20 protein-coding genes are annotated in these 21,211 nt (G+C 67.7%); 4 read left to right on the top strand and 16 right to left on the bottom strand.

Annotated features, from left to right (window positions below):
- Positions 1-4 precede the first annotated feature (4 nt).
- Positions 5-583, top strand: coding sequence for an HD domain-containing protein (locus AC1DOM_RS13230; RefSeq protein WP_498964028.1), 579 nt, complete (start codon positions 5-7; stop codon positions 581-583).
- On the opposite strand, the gene AC1DOM_RS13225 is transcribed toward AC1DOM_RS13230, so the two are convergent.
- The 9 genes from AC1DOM_RS13225 to AC1DOM_RS13185 all read right to left on the bottom strand — a co-directional run bounded on the left by AC1DOM_RS13225 (position 584) and on the right by AC1DOM_RS13185 (position 10,267).
- Positions 584-2,194 (bottom strand): acyl-CoA dehydrogenase family protein, encoded by a 1,611-nt coding sequence (locus tag AC1DOM_RS13225; RefSeq protein ID WP_498964026.1) that lies wholly within the window; start codon positions 2,192-2,194, stop codon positions 584-586.
- On the bottom strand, positions 2,136-3,383 hold the full coding sequence (locus AC1DOM_RS13220) for an FAD-dependent oxidoreductase (RefSeq protein WP_498964024.1): 1,248 nt from the start codon (positions 3,381-3,383) through the stop codon (positions 2,136-2,138). Before AC1DOM_RS13220 ends, AC1DOM_RS13225 begins: the two co-directional genes overlap by 59 nt.
- Before the next feature lie 53 nt (positions 3,384-3,436).
- Entirely contained in the window at positions 3,437-3,643 is a 207-nt protein-coding gene (locus AC1DOM_RS13215; RefSeq protein WP_036169005.1) for a cold-shock protein, read from the bottom strand.
- A 107-nt stretch (positions 3,644-3,750) separates the two neighbouring features.
- On the bottom strand, positions 3,751-4,512 hold the full coding sequence (locus tag AC1DOM_RS13210) for an S-methyl-5'-thioinosine phosphorylase (protein ID WP_498964022.1): 762 nt from the start codon (positions 4,510-4,512) through the stop codon (positions 3,751-3,753).
- Positions 4,513-4,529: 17 nt separating this feature from the next.
- Positions 4,530-5,081: a hypoxanthine-guanine phosphoribosyltransferase gene (locus AC1DOM_RS13205; protein ID WP_498964020.1), complete on the bottom strand. Its 552-nt coding sequence runs from the start codon at positions 5,079-5,081 to the stop codon at positions 4,530-4,532.
- Positions 5,078-6,076, bottom strand: a complete 999-nt coding sequence (gene nagZ / locus AC1DOM_RS13200) for a beta-N-acetylhexosaminidase (RefSeq protein WP_498964018.1) — start codon at positions 6,074-6,076, stop codon at positions 5,078-5,080. Before nagZ ends, AC1DOM_RS13205 begins: the two co-directional genes overlap by 4 nt.
- A 36-nt stretch (positions 6,077-6,112) precedes the next feature.
- Entirely contained in the window at positions 6,113-7,447 is a 1,335-nt protein-coding gene (rlmD, locus tag AC1DOM_RS13195; RefSeq protein WP_498964016.1) for a 23S rRNA (uracil(1939)-C(5))-methyltransferase RlmD, read from the bottom strand.
- A gap of 97 nt (positions 7,448-7,544) precedes the next feature.
- Positions 7,545-8,204 carry a YdbL family probable chaperone protein gene (locus AC1DOM_RS13190; RefSeq protein ID WP_498964014.1) on the bottom strand — a complete coding sequence of 220 codons (660 nt, stop codon included), beginning with the start codon at positions 8,202-8,204 and terminating at the stop codon, positions 7,545-7,547.
- Between the two features lie 47 nt (positions 8,205-8,251).
- Positions 8,252-10,267 (bottom strand): translocation/assembly module TamB domain-containing protein, encoded by a 2,016-nt coding sequence (locus AC1DOM_RS13185; RefSeq protein WP_498964012.1) that lies wholly within the window; start codon positions 10,265-10,267, stop codon positions 8,252-8,254.
- A gap of 125 nt (positions 10,268-10,392) precedes the next feature.
- Between AC1DOM_RS13185 and era the strand changes: the two genes are divergently transcribed.
- Complete coding sequence (gene era, locus AC1DOM_RS13180) at positions 10,393-11,289, top strand: GTPase Era (RefSeq protein ID WP_498964010.1); 897 nt, start codon at positions 10,393-10,395, stop codon at positions 11,287-11,289.
- Between the two features lie 3 nt (positions 11,290-11,292).
- Entirely contained in the window at positions 11,293-12,024 is a 732-nt protein-coding gene (recO, locus tag AC1DOM_RS13175; protein WP_498964008.1) for a DNA repair protein RecO, read from the top strand.
- Between the two features lies 1 nt (position 12,025).
- Here recO and rnc read toward each other — a convergent pair whose 3' ends face one another.
- From rnc to rpoE, 7 genes are all read right to left on the bottom strand, one after another.
- Entirely contained in the window at positions 12,026-12,700 is a 675-nt protein-coding gene (rnc, locus tag AC1DOM_RS13170; protein ID WP_498964006.1) for a ribonuclease III, read from the bottom strand.
- Positions 12,684-13,064, bottom strand: a complete 381-nt coding sequence (locus AC1DOM_RS13165) for a DUF4845 domain-containing protein (protein ID WP_498964004.1) — start codon at positions 13,062-13,064, stop codon at positions 12,684-12,686. The genes rnc and AC1DOM_RS13165 overlap by 17 nt, the downstream gene beginning before the upstream one ends.
- Positions 13,065-13,105: 41 nt before the next feature.
- On the bottom strand, positions 13,106-13,903 hold the full coding sequence (lepB, locus tag AC1DOM_RS13160) for a signal peptidase I (protein ID WP_498964002.1): 798 nt from the start codon (positions 13,901-13,903) through the stop codon (positions 13,106-13,108).
- 36 nt (positions 13,904-13,939) lie between these two features.
- Positions 13,940-15,733: a translation elongation factor 4 gene (lepA, locus tag AC1DOM_RS13155; protein ID WP_498964000.1), complete on the bottom strand. Its 1,794-nt coding sequence runs from the start codon at positions 15,731-15,733 to the stop codon at positions 13,940-13,942.
- 115 nt (positions 15,734-15,848) lie between these two features.
- On the bottom strand, positions 15,849-17,363 hold the full coding sequence (locus AC1DOM_RS13150; RefSeq protein ID WP_498963998.1) for a DegQ family serine endoprotease: 1,515 nt from the start codon (positions 17,361-17,363) through the stop codon (positions 15,849-15,851).
- 55 nt (positions 17,364-17,418) lie between these two features.
- Positions 17,419-18,324 (bottom strand): RseA family anti-sigma factor, encoded by a 906-nt coding sequence (locus AC1DOM_RS13145; protein WP_498963996.1) that lies wholly within the window; start codon positions 18,322-18,324, stop codon positions 17,419-17,421.
- Positions 18,321-18,938: an RNA polymerase sigma factor RpoE gene (gene rpoE, locus AC1DOM_RS13140; protein ID WP_498963994.1), complete on the bottom strand. Its 618-nt coding sequence runs from the start codon at positions 18,936-18,938 to the stop codon at positions 18,321-18,323. The genes AC1DOM_RS13145 and rpoE overlap by 4 nt, the downstream gene beginning before the upstream one ends.
- Positions 18,939-19,154: 216 nt before the next feature.
- Here rpoE and AC1DOM_RS13135 point away from each other — a divergent pair, with 216 nt between their 5' ends.
- Entirely contained in the window at positions 19,155-21,206 is a 2,052-nt protein-coding gene (locus AC1DOM_RS13135) for a 3-hydroxyacyl-CoA dehydrogenase NAD-binding domain-containing protein (RefSeq protein ID WP_498963992.1), read from the top strand.
- Positions 21,207-21,211 lie beyond the last annotated feature (5 nt).

Here is a 21,211-nt window from a genome sequence, read left to right as displayed (position 1 = left end):
CCGCATGCAACACGTCGTGGACTTCATCCTCGAACTCGATCGCCTCAAGGGCGTCACGCGCAAGTCGCGGCCCGTCGGCCTCGACCGCTACGAGAATTCGGCCGAGCACAGCTGGCAGATCGCGATGCTGGCCGGCGCGATGGCGGAGTTCGCCGAGCCGGGCGTCGACGTGCATCGCGTGATGCAGATGTTGCTGGTGCACGACATCGGCGAGATCGATACGGGCGACACCATCGTCTACGACGACACGGGCCTGGCCGAACGCAAGGCCGCCGAACGCGTGGCGGTCGAGCGCATCTTCGGGATGCTGCCGAACGCGCACGGCGCGCGCTTCCTCGCGCTGTGGGAAGAGTTCGAAGACGGTGAAACGCCCGAAGCGCGCTTCGCGCACGCGGCCGATCGCGCGATGCCGGTGTTGCTCAACCTCGCCAATGGCGGCGGGAGTTGGGTCGAGAACGGGATCGCCTACGAGCGCGTGATCCGCAAGGTCGGTCCGCCCATCGAAGCGGGCTGCCCGGCGCTGTGGGCATGGCTCGCGCCGCAATTGGAAGACGCGCGCGGCCGCGGGTTCTTCGCGGGCTGATCAGAGCGCGCGCGACAGGATCGATTCGAAGGCCGCGTCGTCGACGGGCAAGGTGCCGAACGCCAGGCCATGCGCGGCGGCCAGGCGGCTTTCGCAGAACAGCGGCGCCATCGGCGACTTCGCACGCAACAGGATCGCAGCCTGCAACGCGAGCGCCATGCGTTCGACCAGCAGGCGCGCGGTTGCTTCGTCGGGCTTGCGCACCATCTGCCGCAGGCGCGCGATCGCCGCATCGAGCGCGGGATGCAGCCCTTCGCCGAGCTCGGCGAAAAACGCCTCGCCGGTTTCCGGCTCGCGATGCAAGGCGCGCAAGACGTCGAGGCACTGGATGTTGCCGCTGCCTTCCCAGATCGAATTGAGCGGCGCCTGGCGATACAGGCGCGGCAGCAGCGATTCCTCGACGTAACCGTTGCCGCCCAGACACTCCTGCGCTTCGTTGACGAAGGCCGGCGCACGCTTGCAGATCCAGTATTTGCCGATCGCCGTCGCGATGCGCGCGAACGCGGCCTCGCGCGGGTCGCGCTCGGACGCATCCACCGCGCGTGCGACGCGCATCGATAACGCGAGCGCCGCTTCGGATTCGATTGCCAAGTCGGCGAGCACGTTGCGCATCAGCGGTTGGTCGGCGAGCAACTTCCCGAACGCCATGCGATGCCGCGCGTGATGCAACGCCTGCGCGAGCGCCATGCGCATTTCCGCCGCCGAACCGAGCATGCAATCCAAGCGCGTCAGCATCACCATGTCGAGGATGGTGGCGATGCCGCGCCCTTCCTCGCCGACGCGCGTGGCGCGTGCGCCCTGGAATTCGACTTCGGAGGAGGCGTTGGACCAATCGCCGAGCTTGTCCTTCAAACGCATCAGCGTGAACGCGTTCTTCGCACCGTCGGGCAGGCGACGCGGCAACAGGAAGCAGGTCAAACCACCCGGCGCCTGCGCGAGGACGAGGAAGCCGTCGGACATCGGCGCGGAGAAGAACCACTTGTGGCCCGTCAGCGCGTAGTCGTCGCCACCGAGGGATTCGGCGCGGGTCGTGTTCGCGCGCACGTCCGAGCCGCCCTGCTTCTCCGTCATGCCCATGCCGAGGGTGACGCCGCGCTTGTCGGCGATCGGCACCTCGCGCGGATCGTAATGTGGTGCCGCCGCCTTCTCGGCCCATTCCGCCAACGCCGGTGCGCGACGCAATGCGGGCACCGCCGCATGGGTCATCGTCAACGGACAACTCGTCCCGGGCTCCACCTGGTGATGCAGGTAACTCAGCGCCGCGCGCGCGACATGCGCGCCGGGCGCGGGTTCGTGCCACGACAGGCCGGCGACGCCATGTTCGATCGCCGCGCGCATGAGGGCGTGGTAGCTGGGATGGAATTCGACGCGATCGATGCGCGCGCCGAAACGATCGTGCGTGCGCAGCCGCGGGCGGTCGCGGTGTGCGTCGAAGGAAAGTGCGTACAGCTTGTCGCCGGCCAGTGCGCCGTAGGTGGCGATGCGATCGGTGAAGGCGACGCCGGCTTCACGGTCGAGGGCCTCGCGCAGCGCGACGTCGTCGCGCCAGAGGTCACGCGGGGCGAATTCCGGTGGCTGGTTGTCGGGCTTCACGATGGGAAGATAGCGCATCGAAGAACGCCGGCTCCAACGGCACCACGCCGAACCACCCGTGCCGCGTGCCCGTGAGCACACGCAAGGATTGGCCACGCGACCCGGGCATTCGATTGAGCGGATGGAACATCAGATCGCGCAGCGCGGCGACGCGGTGGTGTTCCGACTGGAACAGCGGCGTCAGCCATCGGCTCCACAGATGGTAGATCCCGACGTGCGCGCGACGCACGCGTTCATAGGCCGCAAAGGCCTCGGGCAAATGCGCGTGCGCACGCAACGCATCGCGCAGGGCGAGCGCATCGAGCAAGGCCATGTTCGCGCCCTGCCCCAATTGCGGGCTCATGGCATGCGCGCTGTCGCCGAGGAGCACCGCGCGTCCGCGATGCCACCGTCGCTGCACGGCGTCGCGATAGCGCGCGAGGGCCAGTCCTTTGGGGACCTGCGTATCGCGCAGGGTGTCCGCCGCTTCGGGCCATACGTCGGCGACATCGCGTCGCCACCGTTCGCCATCGTGCGCGGTGTCGAACGCATCGGTCCGTACGCTCCAGAAGAAACTCACGCGCGGCGTCGCATCGCCTGGCCGCGTCCCGACCGGGAGCATGCCGACCATGCGATGCGCGCGGACGTAGCGTTGCCGCAATTCGTCGGCGAAGGCCCAATCGCGCGCGGGCACCAGGCACCAGTGCGCGCCCCACGGATAGGGCCGATCGAATGCAGGCGACGCGATCGTCGTGCGCAGGCGCGAGGCCGCGCCGTCGGCGACGATGATCAGGTCGAATGCGCCGTGCGAATGTCCCGCTTCATCCTGCACCACACCGGTGTCCGGGTCGATCGCGACGATGCGCCGCCCCACGTGCAGCGTGCGCTGCTGCGTCCACGCCGCATCGAGCAGCGCGAACAACGCACCCCGTTGCACGCCGAGTCCGAACAGGCGCGCATCCAGGTCGCGATACCACATGTCCATGACGGTGCGGCCGCGATGCGAGGTGCCATGCAGGCGCGCGATCGGCGCGCCGTGCGCAAGCACCTGGTCGAGCAATCCCATGCGCCACAACGCGGACAGGCCGGTCGGTTGCAGCAGGAAGCCGGCGCCGACCGGACCGGGGGCCGGGGCTTGTTCGAAGACCTCGACGCGATGTCCGTCGCGCGAGAGGGCAACCGCGGCGGCCTGGCCGCCGGTGCCGTATCCGATGATGGCGATGCGCATAAAAAAGCCCCGCTATGCGCGGGGCTTTCCGAGCGAAACGATGCGCTCGAGACTCAGGCGACGGGCACCACGCCGGCGGCCTGGGCGCCCTTCGGGCCCTGGACGACGTCGTAGCTCACGCGCTGGCCTTCCTGAAGGCTGCGGAAGCCCTTGCTGTTGATCGCCGAGTAATGCACGAACACATCGGCGCTGCCGTCTTCCGGGGCGATGAACCCGAAACCCTTCGCGTCGTTGAACCACTTCACGGTGCCGTACTGCATAACCTGTGTGACCTCGTCTGGATGCGGTTGCGTGTGCGTGCGCCGGCGCGGGGGCTTCCTGCGCACGGCGCGAGTATGCATGAGTGTGAACGGTTGGCAACAGCCGTTCAGGCCCCGAAACCGCCCAGCAGCGCCCTCAACAGGGGTGGGATGCCACTGGAAGCGGTTTCAACGTTGGCCAGTACTTCGGCCATCGTGATCTCTGCTGCATCGCCGCATCCGGCGGCCCAGTTCGCGACGATCCCCAGGCACGCGTATTCCAGACCGAGCTCGCGGGCGAGCCCCGCTTCGGGCATGCCGGTCATGCCGACCAGGTCGCAGCCGTCGCGACGCATGCGGGCGATCTCGGCCTTCGTCTCCAGGCGCGGGCCCTGGGTCGCGCCATAGCAACCGCCGTCGACCAGCGCGACGCCCGCACGCTGCGCTGCAGCGAGCACGTGTGCGCGCAGTTCCGGCGTGTAGGGATCGCCGAAGTCGACATGCAACACCTCGGTGCCCGGTTCCTCGGACAGCGTCGAGATCCGGCCCCAGGTGTAGTCGATGAGCTGATCGGGGCATGCGAGCACGGTCGGGCCGAAGCGCTCGGTGATGCCGCCGACCGTATTCAATGCGAGCACGCGTGTGGCCCCGACCATCTGCAGCGCGACCAGGTTGGCGCGGTAGTTGATCTTGTGCGGCGGCACGCCGTGTTCTTCGCCGTGGCGCGCAAGGAAGGCGACGCGTTGCCCGGCGATGCGCCCGACCCGCACCGGCCCCGAAGGAAATCCGTAGCGCGTTTCCGGCAGGTGACTCTTCACATCTTCGAGTTCGGCGATCCGGTACACCCCGGTGCCGCCGATGACGGCGAGCGCGAGATCGGCGTGGTGCATGCTCACTCCAGCGATGCTCATTCGAGTGCGTAAATGGCCGGCAGGTTGCGGCCCTGTTCGTGGTAGTCCATGCCGTAGCCGTAGACATAGCGATCCGGCACGACCAGGCCCGAGTAATCGGCCGTCAAACCCGGCACGCAGCGGTTGTGCGCCTTCACCGCGAGTGCGGCGATGCGGACATCGGTGGCGCCTTCGCTCCGGCACCACGCGCGCACTTCGGCCAGCGTGTGGCCTTCATCGACGATGTCGTCGACCAGCAACACGCGGCGCCCGCGCAAGGGCGTCGCGGGCCGGTGCTTCCAATGCAGCGTGCCGCCGGACTGCGCGCCGCGGTAGCGCGTGGCATGCAGGTAATCGAATTCCAGGTCGAGCCCGCGCGCACCCAGTTCGAGCGCCAATTGCGCGGCGAACGGCAAGCCGCCGTGCATCACCGTGAGATACACCGGCACGCTGCCCGCGAAATCGTTGCGGATGCGCACCGACATGCGCGCGATCGCTTCCTCGATCGCCTGCCGGTCGTGCACGACGACCGAACGCTTCAGGGCATCGGCCAGGGGCGCGGCGTTCATGCGAGATCGCCGCCGAAGCGCGCGTGCGCGTCGGTGTAGCGCGCATCGGCGAGCAGGCCTTCCCACGCGAGCGGGCCGCGGCCGATCAGACCGGCGAGGGCCATCGTGTTGAGCTTGCGCCCCTCGACGGCGGCGAGCGATTCGGGCACCAGCTCGGGATGGCAGACGAGCACGACATCGCAACCGGCATCCAGGTGCGCATCGATGCGCGACTTCACGCCGCCGGCCGAGAAGGCCGCGGCCATGCCGATGTCGTCGGAGAACACCACGCCCTTGAAGCCCATCTCCTTGCGCAGGATCTCTTCGATCCACAGCGGCGAGTAGCCCGCCGGTTCCGGCGCGACCTTCGGATACACCACGTGCGCCATCATCACCGCGTCGGCGCCGGCGTCGATGCCCGCGACGAAGGGCATGAGATCCAGCGCGCGGATTTCGTCGAGCGTGCGGTTGTCGATCGCATCGTCGAAGTGCGTGTCTTCCAGCACCGAACCGTGGCCCGGGAAATGCTTGAGCGTCGCGGCCATGTCGGCCGCGTGCATGCCTTCGACATACGCGCGCGTGAACTCGGCGACGATCTGCGGATCGGCGGAGAACGCACGGTCGCCGATCGCGCGATTGCCGCGGCCGAGGTCGACCACCGGCGCGAAGCTGAGGTCCACGCCGCTGGCGCGCACTTCGCTCGCCATCACCCACGCGTGTTCCTTCGCCAGCGCGATCGCACGGTCGGGTTGGCTGCCGTAGAGCTTGCCGAACGCTTCGAGCGAGGGCAGCGCGCTGTACCCCTCGCGGAACCGTTGCACGCGGCCGCCTTCCTGGTCGACGCAGACCAGCTGCGGCCGCGGCGCGGCTTCGCGGATGGCCTGCGACAACTCGGCGATCTGCATGCGCGAGGCGAAGTTGCGGGTGAACAGGATCACGCCGGCGCAGGCGTCGTGCTGCAGCCAGTCGCGCTCCTGCGCGGTGAGTTCGGTGCCGGCGACGCCGATCACGAGCATGCGGGGGACTCCTTCGAAATTCTTCGGATCATACGTTCAGCGTGGTTCGAACATCGCGATGCTTTCCACGTGCGCCGTGTGCGGGAACATGTCCATCACGCCGGCGGCGCGCAGCTTCCAGCCGCGCTCGTTCACCAGGTACCCGGCATCGCGCGCCAGCGAGGCCGGGTGGCAGCTCACGTAGACGATGCGCTTGAGCCCGTCGAGGGACAGTTGTTTCAGCACGACGTCGGCGCCCGAGCGCGGCGGGTCGAGCAGCAGGCGGTCGAACCCGGCGCGCATCCAGGCATGCGAAGACAGGTCCTGCGCCAGGTCGGCGGCGTGGAAGTCGACGTTCGTCAGGTGGTTGTGCGTCGCGTTCTCACGCGCGCGACGGATCAGGCCGGCGTCGCCTTCGACGCCCACCACCTCACCGGCGGTGCGCGCCAGCGGCAGCGTGAAATTGCCCAGGCCGCAGAACAGATCGAGCACGCGATCGCCCGGCTGCACGTCGAGCAGCGCGAGCGCCTTGGCGATCATGGTTTGGTTCAGGCCCGCGTTGACCTGGATGAAGTCGAGCGGACGGAACAGCAGTTCGATGTCCCACGCGGGCAAAGTGAAGGCGAGCTTGGGCTGGTGCGGCCACAACGCATGCACCGAATCGATGCCGCCGGGTTGCAGGAACACTGCGAAATCGTTCGCCTTCGCGAAGTCTTCCAGGGCCTGCGTATCGCGCGGCGACAACGGCGCCAGATGGCGGAACACCAGTGCGATCGTGTCGTCGCCTGCGATGAATTCGATCTGCGGAATGTCGCGCCGCGCGTCCATGCCATCGACCAGCGCCGAGAGCGCGGCGATCTTCGTGCCGATCTGCGGGATCACGGTGTGGCATTCGCGCAGGTCGGCGACGAAGCGCGGATCCTGCTCGCGGAAGCCCACGAGCGTCTTGTCCTTCTTCTCCACGCGGCGCACGGAGAAACGGCCCTTGCGGCGATAGCCCCACGCGGCGTCGACCAGCGGATCGAGCACCGTGTCGGGCGTGACGTGGCCGATGCGCTCGAGGTTTTCCATCAACACGCTTTGCTTGGCGTGGATCTGCTTGGCTTCATCGAGGTGCTGCAGGGCGCAACCGCCGCACACGCCGAAGTGCGGGCAGCGCGCGGGTACGCGATCGGGCGAGGCCTCGAGGACTTCCAGGGTTTTGGCTTCGTCGAAGCTGCGATGGCGCGCGGTCTGCTGCGCCACGACGGTCTCGCCGGGCAATGCGCCCGCGACGAAAATCGCCTTGCCTGCGCCGGGGACTTTGGGATCGGGCCGGCGGGCGACCCCGCGGCCGTCGTGGGTGAGGCCGGTGATCTGGATTTCGAAGGGGGTCTGGTCGAGGCGGGCCAAGGGCGGGGAATGGGGAACAGGGAATGGGGAATTGTACGTTCGACGCGACCCGCCGCTTCGATTCCCTATTCCCTATTCCCCATTCCCGCTCTTGCCTTTACTTCTGCTTCCAGCTGCCGCCGGCGTCCTGGTACCACCAGCCGCCGCGGGCGCTGTCGACCCACTGCTTGGCGAAGACGCTGCGGATGTTCTTTTCCCAATCGGCATGACCATTGGCGACGGCGATTTCCTTGTAGACCGCTTCGCGGTCGCGGTTGTCGTCGGCCACGGCCTTCTGCATGCCGACGCGATCCTTCAACTCGAGCGAGCCCGGGTCGCGCAGCACCACCAGGCCGTCCTTGCTGAAGCCGAGTGCGCCCAGGTCGAAGCCCTTGCGCAGCGAGGCATCGAAACGCGCCGCCATGCGGGCCTGGATCGCCTGGATGGCCGGCGTCTTGATCGTGATGTCCGGTTGCGACTGCGCGTATGCGCTGCCGATGCCGACCAGGCTCAGCGGATCGATGCGCTGCAGCAGGCTGGCCATGCCGCCGCCACCGCCCGGCTTCTTGTCTTCGGGCTTGGCTTCCGGCTTGGCTTCGGGCTTGGCGCCCGGCATGTCGTCGCCGATGACCTTCTCGACGAATTCCTTCGCCGCTTCCTTCGCTTCCGCCGCGGGGAAGTACACGTTGATGGTGACGCAGGCGCTGAGCAGCGCCATGGCGGCGAAACTCGCCGCGGTCGGCGCGAACTTGCTGCGGACTTTGCGCGTGGCGGACATTGAAACGCTCCTTGGATCGTCAGGGTTGCATTGGGTGGCATCGTCCATCAGCGGACCTCGGGTGTCACCTCGCCGCCGGCGACCGCCGACAGGCGTTCGACCAGCGTAGGCCAATCCACGTTGTCGTGGATGCCGACGACCGTCAGGCGCGGGAGGCCCGCCCCTTCGACGATAGTAAAGGTGTCGCCTGCTGAATGAAGGCCACGCATCCGGCACACCTCGTTGGCCAGCAGACAGCCGATGCCGATGCGCTTGTAGCCGAAGTCGTCGAACAGCCCGATCACCTGCCCCTGGAGGCTGGAGACGAAGGAGCTGTCGCCGACGCTCGAAATGCTCTGCACCGCGCGCTGGCTGATGCGCTGGCGGGTCTTGTGCGTGCGGTCGGTGTGCAGGTCGGCGTCGAAGGCGGTGACGGTCCAGTCGACCAGGCGCAGGGCATCGATCCGCCCGTCGAGCCGCCCGCTGATGCTGCCGAAGTCGAAGACCTCGGTCAGCGGGAGCAGATCGAGGTCTTCGATCTTCAGGTCGGCGGCGAGCGTGGGCGCGACGCCGAAGGGACGTTCCATCGACAGCGAGGAGACATCCACGCGTCCGTCGAACACCGCCAGCGAGAGGCCGCCTTCGAAATCCAGGCGCTCGTTCGCGTAATGCGCGCGCGGCAGGCGCCCGGTGAGTTCGCCGCGGAAGGCGGGCCAGCCGAAGGTCGTCGCGAGTTTGCCGATGTCCAGGTGTTCGACGCCCAGGCCGAACACGGCATCGGCGCCCTGCCCGCCCGACGGCGGACGCAGCGTCATGTTCTCGAAGCGCAGCGTGCCGCCGAGGAAGGGAACGGGCACGGCGTCGGTGAGTGCGATCGCGCCCTGTCCGCTGCGCATCGGCAAGCGTGCTTGCGCGAAGGGCAATTCGTACAGCGATCCCTCGCGCCAGGTGAGCGCGCTGTCCACCGGCGCGGTTGCCGAATAACGCAGGTCGCCGCCCAGGCCGATGAAGGCGAAGCGATGCGCATCGCCGTCTTCGATATCGACCGCGTGCGGGACGACGCTGAAGGATTGCAGCGCATCGCCTTCGTAATGCAGTTGCGCATCGAGCGCGCCGGCGAGTGTGATGTCGGACAGGCCCGCGGTGCCGAGCGGGCCGGAGAGGTAGCGGTCGCGCACGGGCGCGAGGTCGCCGCTGTGCAGGGCCACGTCGAGCAGGCGCAGCGTGGCGTCTTCGGCGAACGCGGCACGGCCGCGCACGGTGAGCGTGTCGTCGTCGGTCCATGCGATCGACGGCAAGGACCAACCGGCGCCGTCACGATGTTCGCCGGTGATCGACAGGCGCACGGGCGACGTCGGCAATGCGATGTACGCGCTGCCTGCAAGCACTTCGCCGCCGTTCAACGTGCCATCCAGCGTGAGCAACGAAGGGCGTGGCGCATCGTCGATGCGATAGTCGAAATCGAACGTGCCGCCGAGGTGATCGGTGGCGATGCTCGCATCGGTGGTTTCGAGCTTGACCTGTTGGGCCTGCAGGCGACCGGAAATGCGCAGCGGGCCTTTCGACGGTGCGGCGACATCGACGCGCCCGTCCAGCGTGCCGCCCTGCAGGCGTGCGTCGGCCCAGCTCTTCGACAACAGGCTCTGCGCCCAGGCGATCGGGACGCGGGTGAGGTCGATGCGCGTGAGGTCGGGGGTCGCGGTGCCGCGCTGCACGGCCATCGTGCCGCGGCCTTGCCGCAGCGTGCCCGACAGGCCGGCTTCGTCGAAGGCGATGCCGAGCCGGAAGGTGTGCTTGCCGGCGCGCAATTCGCCGTCGCAGCCCCAGCCGTGCGCGTCGATGCGCTGCAACGGGCAGGTCCACGCCAGGTTGCGTGCGTCGACGCCGAGGTCGGGGGATTCCAGGCGCGTGGTGTGCAGGCGCAGGGTGCCTTGCGATGCGTTCGCGGGCCAGTCCAGCTGGACGTGGACGCCCTCGAGCGTGGCGATGGGCAAGGTGATTTTCGCGATGTCGGCTTCGAGCATGCGCGCGTGTGCGTTGGCCGCGAGGGCCAGGAGGCAGACGAAGGGGATCGCGCGTCTCATTGGGGCGGGAGGATAGCGGCATACGCGTGAGGTTTATCCCCCTCGAGCGCGCTGCGCGCGCTCGATCCGCCTTGGAAGGGGGATGAAGGCACGGGCTTCGGCATGGGGGGACTACAATGCCCGCCATGGATACCCAACCTTTCCGCGCCGGCCACGTCGCCGTGATCGGCCGCCCGAACGTGGGCAAGTCGACCCTCGTCAACGCGCTCGTCGGCTTCAAGATCAGCATCACCTCCAACCGTCCGCAGACCACGCGGCATCGCTTGCTCGGCATCGCAACGTTCCCGCACGGGCAACTGATGCTGGTCGACACCCCCGGCCTGCACCGCGAGCAGAAGCGCGCGATGAATCGCTGGATGAACCGCGCCGCGCGCGGTGCGCTCGAAGGCGTGGATGCGGCCCTGCTCGTCATCGAAGCCGGCCGCTGGGACGACGAAGACACGCTGGCCTACGACGCGCTGAAGGAAGCCGGCGTGCCGGTCGTGCTCGCGGTGAACCAGGTCGACCGCATCAAGGACAAGACCACGCTGCTGCCCTTCCTCGCGAAGATCGCGAAGGAACGGGACTTCGCCGCGGTGCATCCGATTTCCGCGCTGAAGAAGAAGGGCCTGGAGCCGCTGGTCGACGATCTGCTCAAGCTGGTGCCCGAGCAGGCCGCGCTGTACGGCGAAGACGAGATCACCGACAAGAGCCAGCGCTTCCTCGCCGGCGAACTGGTGCGCGAGCAGCTCATGCGCCAGCTCGGCGCCGAACTGCCGTACGCCACGACCGTGGAGATCGAGAAGTTCGAACTCGATGGACGGATGTGGCGCATCAATGCCGTGATCTGGGTCGAACGCGACGGGCAGAAGGCCATCGTGATCGGCAACAAGGGCGAGCGCCTGCGCGAAATCGGCACGCGCGCGCGCGAACAGATGGAGCGCCTGTTCGACGGCAAGGTGTTCCTGGAGACCTGGGTCCGCGTGCGCGAAGGCTGGTCGGACGACGAAGCCGCGCTGCGTACGCTCGGATACCACGACTGACGCGTGCGCATCGCCGGCGAAGCCGCGTACGTGCTGCACGCGCGTCCCTGGCGCGAGACGAGCCTGCTCGTCGAAGTCCTCGCCGACCAACAGGGCCGCATGGGATTGATCGCGCGCGGCGTGCAAGGCCCGAAGCGGCACGTGCTGCGCGCGGCCTTGCAACCGATGCAATACATCCGACTGGATGCCGTGCTGCGCGGTGAACTGGCGCAATTGCGCAGCGCCGAAGCGCTCGATGCCGCGCCCGTGTTGCAGGGCGACAACGCCCTGGCTGCGTTCTACGTCAACGAGTTGGTGTTGCGGCTGGCCCCGCGCGGCGATGCGCTACCGGAATTGTTCGATGCCTACGGCGAGGTGCGCACGCACCTGGCGAGCGATGCGCCATTGGCGTGGACGCTGCGCCGCTTCGAACGCGACTTGCTCGAAGCCCTGGGCTTCGGCCTGGTCCTGGATGCCGACACCGACGGCATGCCGCTCGATCCCGCGGCGCGTTATCGCCTCGATCCGGAACAAGGCGCTCGACGCGTCCGCCACGACCGCGGGCAGGCCGATCGCGATACCACCGCAACCGGAAGCGCGTTGTTGGCCCTGGCCGGCGACGTGCAGCCCGAGGGCGACGATCTCGCGAGCCTGCGACGCACGATGCGCGAAGTGCTGGCGTATCACCTGGGGGCGCGCGGCCTGAAATCCTGGGAAATGCTGGCGGACCTGGGGCGCCTGTCGAAGCCACGCTGATTCAGGGCGCGATTTGCTGCAATACCGCTTCGGCCGCGAGTTGTTCCGCTGCGCGGCGCGACGTCCCCTCGCCTTCGCATTCCACCGCAGGCTCCGCCACGGCGCAGGCGACGCGGAAGATCTTCGCGTGCTCGTCGCCGCTTTCGGAGACCAGGCGGTACACGGGGAGCGGTTTGCCGCGCCCCTGCAACCATTCCTGCAAACGCGTCTTCGCGTCCTTGCCAATCTTGTTCGGCGGCGGCAGCGCATCGATGGCCGCTTCGAACCACGGCAACACCGCGGCGCGACAGGCCTCGAACCCCGCATCGAGGTGGATCGCGCCGACGATGGCTTCGACCGCATCGGCCAGGATCGAATCGCGGCGATGCCCGCCCGACTTCATTTCGCCGGGGCCGAGCACCAGGTGCGCACCGAGGTCGAGCGTGCGGGCGATCGATGCGAGCGCCGATTCGCGCACCAGTTCGGCGCGCGCGCGGGTCAGCGTGCCTTCGTCGGCGCGCGGCCAGCGTTTGTAGAGGGCTTCGGCGACGAACAGATTGACGAGCGAATCGCCAAGGAATTCCAAACGCTCGTTGTGCAGCGGCGCGGCGCTGCGGTGCGTGAGCGCCTGCGCCAGCAGGCCCGGATCGACGAAGTCGTATCCGGGCAGGCGGAGGGCGTCAGTCGGCCGGACCACCGTGGGTCATGTCCTTTTCCGCGACGAAATTCCCCACGACATCCAGGTTGGCGATCATCGGACGGCGCACTTCGTACGACACCGTCATGTGCCAGCCACCTTCCATGCGTTCGATCGAGACGTTCTCGGGCTTCACGTTTTCCGAGTAGTTCACGTCGAGGCGGCGGAAGAACATGGTCTTGAGGCGATCGGGCGGTGCGTTGTTGACGCCCGGCTCGAGCGCGACGCCCTCGAGCGACTTCTTCACCGCGTAGAACTCGGTGTACATCGGGATGACCTTCATACCCACGTACACGCTGACGCCCACGACCGCGAGGATCATGATGAATCCCAACATCGAGATGCCGCTCTGCGAACGCTTCATGTTGTCCCCTTCCCCTCGGGTCGATCGATGTGCGGCGACGATTACGGGATGTTCGAGCCGATCCTCGAGAAATCCACGCCACCGGCCTGCTTGTCCCAGTTGAACCAGATCAGGAATGCCTTTCCGCGGAGGTTTTCCTCCGGCAGGAAGTGCACGGCCCAGAAACGGCTGTCCTCGCTATTATCACGATTGTCGCCCATCACGAAATAGTGACCGGGCGGGACCACCCATTCCCCTTCCCCTTGCATGGAGAACGGAGAGTCCTCGCGTTCCAGGACGGGGTGCGGCCGACCCGGCAGGCCTTCCTGCCGAAGGTCCGCGCCGGTCATGTCCGCTCCCTGCCCCTTGCCGGCATATTCGCCGATCTGCTGGTACTTCAGCGCGACGCCGTTCACGAACACGGTGTTGTCGCGATAGGCGACGGTGTCGCCCGGCAGGCCGATGACCCGCTTGATCCAGTCCTGGTCGGGGTGGTGCGGCGGGCGGAAGACCACCACGTCGCCCCGCTTCGGCTCTCCGATGGCGACGAACTTCTTGTTGCTGATCGGCAGGCGGAGGCCGTAGGCGAACTTGTTGACCAGGATGAAGTCGCCGATCAGCAGCGAGGGCATCATCGAACTGGAGGGAATGCGGAAAGGCTCGGCCACGAAGCTGCGCAGGCCCAGCACGATCGCCAGCACCGGGAAGAACGCGCGCGAATAATCGACGAGCAGCGGCTCCTTCTCGTCGAGCAGGCCGGCCTCGAGCTTGCGACGCTTCGCGAAGAACAGCTTGTCTCCCAGCCAGATGATCCCGGTGAGCAGGGTCAGCACCACCAGGATCGTTTCGAACCACACCATGCCAGCTCCTTGTTGCCGGTCCGTGCCGGGGCAAGCTTACTTGTTATCGACCTGCAGGACGGCGAGGAACGCTTCCTGCGGGATCTCGACGCGTCCGACCTGCTTCATCCGCTTCTTGCCCTCTTTCTGTTTCTCGAGGAGCTTCTTCTTGCGGGTGGCGTCGCCGCCGTAGCACTTGGCCAGCACGTTCTTGCGCAGCGCCTTGACCGTGCTGCGCGCGATGATCTGCGAGCCGACGGCGGCCTGGATGGCCACGTCGAACATCTGTCGCGGAATCAGTTCGCGCATCTTCTCGGTGAGGTCCCGGCCGCGGCGGTCGGCGTGCGCGCGGTGGGTGATGATCGACAGCGCATCCACCTTGTCGCCGTTGATCAGCGTGTCCACGCGGACGAAGGGACCGGGCTGGAAACGGACGAAGTGGTAATCCAGCGAGGCATAGCCGCGCGAGACCGACTTCAGCCGATCGAAGAAGTCCAGCACCACTTCGGCCATCGGCAGCTCGTAGCTGATTTGCACCTGGCTGCCCATGTACGTGATGCCGACCTGCGAGCCGCGCTTTTCTTCGCACAGCGTGATCACGTTGCCGACGTAGTCGGGCGGCGTGAGCACGTTGGCGCGGATGATCGGTTCGCGGATTTCCTCGATCTGGTTCACCGGCGGCATCTTGGCCGGGTTGTCGAGCGGCATGACGCTGCCGTCGGTCTTGAGGATTTCGTAGATCACCGTCGGCGCGGTGGTGATCAGGTTGAGGTCGTACTCGCGCTCCAGGCGCTCCTGCACGATCTCCAGATGCAGCATGCCGAGGAAGCCGCAGCGGAAACCGAAGCCCATCGCCTCGGAGCTTTCCGGTTCGAAGCGCAGCGCGGCATCGTTGAGGCGCAGTTTTTCGAGCGCTTCGCGCAACGCCGGGTAATCCTCGGCATCCACCGGGAACAGGCCCGCGAACACGCGCGGCTGCATTTCCTGGAAACCGGGCAGCGGCGTGGTCGCCGGATCGGCGGCCAGGGTGAGCGTGTCGCCGACCGGCGCGCCGTGCACGTCCTTGATCGACGCGGTGATCCAGCCCACTTCGCCCGCGCCGAGTTTCTTCAGCGGCTTGCGCTTGGGCGTGAACACGCCGACGCCTTCGACCTGGTGCGTGCGGCCGGTGGACATCACCAGCATCTTCGCGCCCGGCACGATCTCGCCCTGCATCACGCGCACCAGGCTCACGACGCCGAGGTAGTTGTCGAACCACGAGTCGATGATCAGCGCCTGCAGCTTGTCGGTGTCGCGCGGCTTCGGCGGCGGGATGCGATGCACGATGGCTTCGAGCACGTCGGCGACGTTGAGGCCGGTCTTCGCGCTGATGGCCACGGCATCTTCGGCGTCGATGCCGATGACCGCTTCGATCTCCTTCTTGACGCGGTCGACGTCGGCCGTCGGCAGGTCGATCTTGTTCAGGACCGGCACGACTTCCAGCCCCTGCTCCACCGCGGTGTAGCAGTTGGCGACCGACTGCGCTTCCACGCCCTGCGCAGCGTCGACGACGAGCAGCGCGCCTTCGCACGCGGCGAGCGAGCGCGAGACTTCATAGGAGAAGTCGACATGCCCGGGCGTGTCGATGAAGTTCAACTGGTAGGTGATGCCGTCCTTCGCCGTGTACGGGAGCGAGACGGACTGGGCCTTGATGGTGATGCCGCGCTCGCGCTCGATGGGGTTCGAGTCGAGGACCTGCGCCTCCATCTCGCGGGCTTCGAGGCCGCCGCAGAGCTGGATGATGCGGTCGGCCAACGTCGACTTGCCGTGGTCGACGTGGGCGATGATGGAAAAATTGCGAATGTGCTGCATCGAGCCTGGGCCGGGGAAAAAGCTCGCCATTATCGCACTGATTACAGCGACTTAGCGCCGGGGCCGCCCCTTTGGGCAGGGCGGACGCGGCGCAGCTCGATGCGGGCGGACGGATTTACTGCGTATCGGCCGCCGGGCGCGGGGAGACGGCGATGTAGCGGCTGGTCCCGCCGCGCTGCACCAGCAGCATGGCGGTGTCGCCCGGCTTCACGGCCGCCAGTTCGCGATCCAGTTGCGCCGTCGAAGCGACGGAATTGCGGCCGACCGCCAGGATGATGTCGCCCGGCTGCAGCCCCGCCTTGCGTGCGGCCAGGCCTTCGATGCGGGCGATCGCCACGCCTTCGTTGTCCTCCAGGCCGAGGCGGCGGCGCTGCGCGGCGTCGACGTCTTCACCGACGATGCCCAGCGGGTTGCGGTAGGTCGGCGCCGGCGTGGCCGACGTCGGGATCACGCGCGGTTCGGCCACGGCGAGTTCGCCGAGCACCACGGTCACGTCGCGCGCCTTGCCGTCGCGCAGGATCGAGAGGGTCGTCTTCGCGCCCGGCGGCAGCGCGCCCACCAGCGGCGGCAGCGACGAGGCATCTTCGATCGGCGTGCCGTTGAACGCGCGGATCACGTCGAGCCGCTGCACGCCGGCCTTCGCCGCGCCACTGCCCGGCTGCACTTCGCGCACGAGCGCACCGCGCGTGTCGGGCAGGCCGAGGGCGCGGGCCTGGTCGTTGTCGATGCCTTCCAGGCCGATGCCGAGCAGGCCGCGGCTCACGCGACCCTTCGCCTTGAGCTGGTCGACCGCGTTCATCGCGACGTCGATGGGAATGGCGAAGCTCACGCCCATGTAGCCGCCGGAGTTGCTGAAGATCTGCGAATTGATGCCGACCACCTGGCCGCGCGTGTCGAGCAACGGACCGCCGGAATTGCCGCGGTTGATCGCGACGTCGGTCTGGATGAAGGGCACGTACTGCTGGTTGGCGTAGGGATTGGAACGGCCGACCGCGCTGACGATGCCCGCGGTGACGGAGTGGTCGAGCCCGAAGGGCGAACCGATCGCGACGACCCACTGGCCCGGACGCAGCGCGCGCGAATCGCCCGCGCGCAGGAACGGCAGGTTGGTGGCGGCGATCTTGAGCAGCGCGACATCGGACTGCTCGTCGCTGCCGACCACCTTGGCCTTGTACTCGCGACGATCCGACAGACGCACCGTGACTTCATCCGCGCCATCGACGACGTGGTGGTTGGTCAGCACGTAACCGTCGTTGGAAATGATGAAACCGGTGCCCATCGAAACGCCGCGGTCCTGGCCACCGCCACCGGGTGGCATCTGCGGCATCGGCATGCCCGGACCGAAGAAGCGCTTGAAGAACTCCGGCATTTCCTCCTCGTCGTCCATCGCCGGCTGATCGCCGGTGTCGGCACCGATGTTGGCGGTGACATTGACGACCGCGGGGCCGACCTGGTCGACGAGATGGGTGAAGTCGGGCAGGCCCGTGACCATCTGCGGCGCGGGCGCGGCCGTTGGCGCCGCGGTTTGCGCGGGCAGGTCGGTCGACAACAACACGGCAGAAGTGGTGGCCGCGGTCATCGCGACCAGGAATGCGTTACGAACAGGGAGGTGACGGAGCAGTTTGCGCATCGGGACCGGGGCCTCGAAGTGGCGTGAACGAAAGGATGCGTGCGCCGGCGTGACGTCAGGGCTCCGGCGGCGAGGCCGGTGCGGTGTCGTCGTCGTTCGCCGGTTGCAGCGTGGGGCCGGGCGAGAACGGATAGAACGAAGGGCCGGTCGCGTAATCGGCGGACAGGGTGCCGCCGCCGTTCAACCGCGGCAGCACGGCACGCGGCCACGGACGCGCGGGTTCGGCCTGGAGCGCTTCGCCCTGGAGCAAGCTGGTTTGCAGCGCCTGGCTCGCATGCACCTCGGGAACATCGGCGACCAATGCCGTATTGATCGCGGTGACCGGTTGTGGCGCTTCGCCGGTGATCTGTGCGTTGGATTTCGACGCGCCCGAATGCGCGCCGACGGCGGCGCTCACGACGCGATCGGTGGCGGCGCGGGCGCGTTCGACATTGCGCGAACGTTGGGCGACGCGCTCGGACAAGGGACGCGCGACGGCGGCGATCGCCACCGCGGCGGAGGCTTGCTGCAAACCCGGATCGGGCGTCGACGGCGATTGCGCGGGCGGCTGCTGCAGCGACTGCGCGGCCACTTGCGCAGGCGATGCCTTGTGCGCGGCGTCCGAACCGATCGGCATGCGCGCCAGCACGAAGGCGACCAACGCGGCGGAGGCCGCCATGCCGACGCTGCCCCAGCGAATGCCACCGCCGGCGGCGCGACGCGCGGGCACCGCGGCGACGGCGGCTTCGTCGCGCAGTGCATCGCGCACGCGCTCGGGGAAGGACAGCGGCAACGCGGCGCTCTGCGCACGCAGCGCATCGCCGATGCGTTGCCAGCGATCGCAGGTGCTGCGCCAGTTCTGGTCGTGGTCCAGGCGCTTGAGCGCGAAACGCGCGACGTCGCCGACGAGCTCACCGTCGAACAACGCGCTGAGCGCTTCGCGATCGGAATCGAAATGGTTGTCTGGGGTCGTCGTGTTCATCGGGTGGCACGCTCGCGTTTCGGTTCGGTGTCGAGCACGGGGCGCAGTTCCGCGTCGATGGCCTCGCGCGCGCGGAAGATCCGCGAGCGCACCGTGCCGATCGGGCATTGCATCCGTTCGGCGATGTCTTCGTAACTCAGTCCGTCCACTTCCCGCAGGGTGATGGCTTCGCGCAGTTCGGTGGGCAGGCGCTCCACCGCACGCATCACCGTTCGTTCGATCTCCTGCCGCATCAGCTCGCGCTCCGGGGTGTCGGTGTCGCGCAACCGGATGCCGGAATCGAACTGCTCGGCGTCGGTGACGTCGATGTCGTCGGTCGGCGGGCGGCGGTTGTGCGCGACAAGGTGGTTCTTGGCCGTGTTGACTGCAATCCTGTGGAGCCAGGTGTAGAACTGCGCATCGCCGCGGAAGTTCCCGATCGCGCGATACGCGCGGATGAACGTTTCCTGTGCGACATCCTGGACTTCGCTCCAGTCGTGGACGTAACGCGCGATCAACGCCTGCACGCGATGCTGGTACTTCCGTACCAACAGATCGAAGGCGACGCTGTCACCACGCTGCACCCGCGCGACGAGCGCCTGGTCCAGTTCCTGCGATTCGTTTTCGGTGGCCATGGCCGCGCCGGGGACTCCTGGGATGCTCAGCTCGGCCGAGGCCGGGCATATGGACAAGTCGGCGGCGGGAAAGTTCACGGTGCCCGCCGCGCGCCGGTTCGGGCTTCACCCCCGCCTTCGCCCGACACGAGAAGACTAATGGGGGCGGCATTGACGGCATCCAAACCTCGCCGGGATCATAGACGCCTCTCCCGTACCTCGACGAATGGTGGCCGCATGCTTGCTGGTCTCGACGGTTTGCGCTTCAGCCACTGGCGTGCCGAATCCGCCGCCGACGGCATCGTCGTGCTCAGCTTCGACCGCGCCGGCGAAAGCGTGAATACGCTCGCGCAGGATGTCCTGCTCGAACTCGACGGCATCCTCGAGCGCCTGGCGCTGGACCCGCCGAAGGGCCTGGTGGTGCGCTCGGCGAAGGCCGCGGGCTTCATCGCCGGTGCCGATATCCGCGAATTCGCGGCCTTCGACGCGAAGGGCACGGTCGGCGACGCATTGCGGCGCGGGCAGCAGGTGTTCCAGCGGCTGGCGGAATTGCGCTGCCCCACGGTCGCTGCGATCCACGGCCACTGCATGGGCGGCGGCACCGAACTGGCGCTCGCCTGCCGCTATCGCGTGGCCTCCAACGACCCGTCCACGCGCATGGGCCTGCCCGAAGTGAAGCTCGGCATCTATCCGGGCTGGGGCGGCAGCGTGCGCTTGCCGCGCCTGGTCGGCGCGCCCCCGGCGTTCGACATGATGCTGACCGGCCGCGCGTTGTCCGCCAAGCAGGCCAAGGCGATCGGCCTGGTCGACAAGGTGGTCGAACCGGCGATGCTCACCGACGCGGCGATCGAACTCGCACGCAAGGGCGCGGTGCATCCGTTCAAGCAGCGCGCGCTCGCGTGGCTCACCAACACCTTCCCCGTGCGGCAGGCGCTCGCGCCGATGCTCGCCAAGCAAGTCGCACGCAAGGCGCGCAAGGAACACTACCCCGCGCCGTACGCGTTGATCGAAACCTGGCGTCGCGCGAGCGGCGGCGTGCAGTCGCTGCTGTCGGCCGAACGCAAGTCGGTGATGAAGCTCGCCTCCACGCCGACCGCGCGCAACCTCACGCGCGTGTTCTTCCTGCAGGAGCGCCTGAAAAGTCTCGGCGGCAAGGACCACGGCATCGTGCGCGTGCATGTCGTCGGCGCGGGCGTGATGGGCGGCGACATCGCCGCGTGGTCGGCCTACAAGGGCTTCGAAGTCACGCTCGCCGATCGCGAGCAACGCTTCATCGACGGTGCGCTGACGCGTGCGCAGGACCTGTTCGCCAAGCGCGTGAAGGATGAAAGCAAGCGTCCGGCGGTATCGGCGCGCCTGCGCGGCGACCTGCTCGGCGAAGGCGTGCACAACGCCGACCTGGTGATCGAAGCGATCATCGAACGGCCCGATGCGAAGCGTGCGTTGTACGCGGAGCTCGAGCCGCACCTGAAGCCCGATGCATTGCTGACGACGAACACCTCGTCGATTCCGCTGACGGAATTGCGCGAGGGCCTTGCGCAGCCAGCGCGATTCGCGGGCCTGCATTACTTCAATCCGGTTGCGTTGATGCCACTGGTGGAAATCATCCGGCACGACGCGATGGCCGAAGACACCGAGCGTCGCCTCGCCGCGTTCTGCCGCGCGATCGACAAGTTGCCGGTGCCCGTCGCGGGCACGCCGGGCTTCCTCGTCAACCGCGTGTTGTTCCCCTATATGCTCGAAGCGATGGCCGCGTACGCCGACGGCATCCCCGGCCCTGCGATCGATCGGGCGGCGGTGAAGTTCGGCATGCCGATGGGGCCGATCGAATTGGTCGACACCGTCGGCCTGGATGTCGCGGCGGGCGTCGGGCGCGAATTGGCGCCCTTCCTCGGGTTGCCGATTCCCGCAGGCCTGGAGAACAAGCTCGAATCGGGCAAGCGCGGCAAGAAGGACGGCCAGGGCTTTTACACCTGGGAAGAAGGAAAACCGCGCAAGCCGGAGTTGCCGAAGGACTACAAGGCGCCCGACGACCTCGAGGATCGCCTGATCCTGCCGATGCTCAACGAATCGGTCGCGGCCCTGCACGACGGCGTGGTCGCCGACGGCGACCTGCTCGATGCGGGCGTGATCTTCGGCACGGGGTTCGCACCGTTCCGCGGCGGCCCGATCCAGCACATTCGTGCGGTCGGCGCGGATGTGCTGCTCTCGAAGTTGAAGGCGCTGGAAGCGAAGTACGGTGCGCGGTTTGCGCCGCGCGCGGGATGGGATTCGCCGGCGCTGCGCTGAGGCGC

The sequence above is a fragment of the Lysobacter sp. P5_B12 genome (assembly GCF_056400425.1).
The sequence above is the reverse complement of the archived record's forward strand: the minus strand, read 5'-3'. Positions and strand labels throughout refer to the sequence as shown.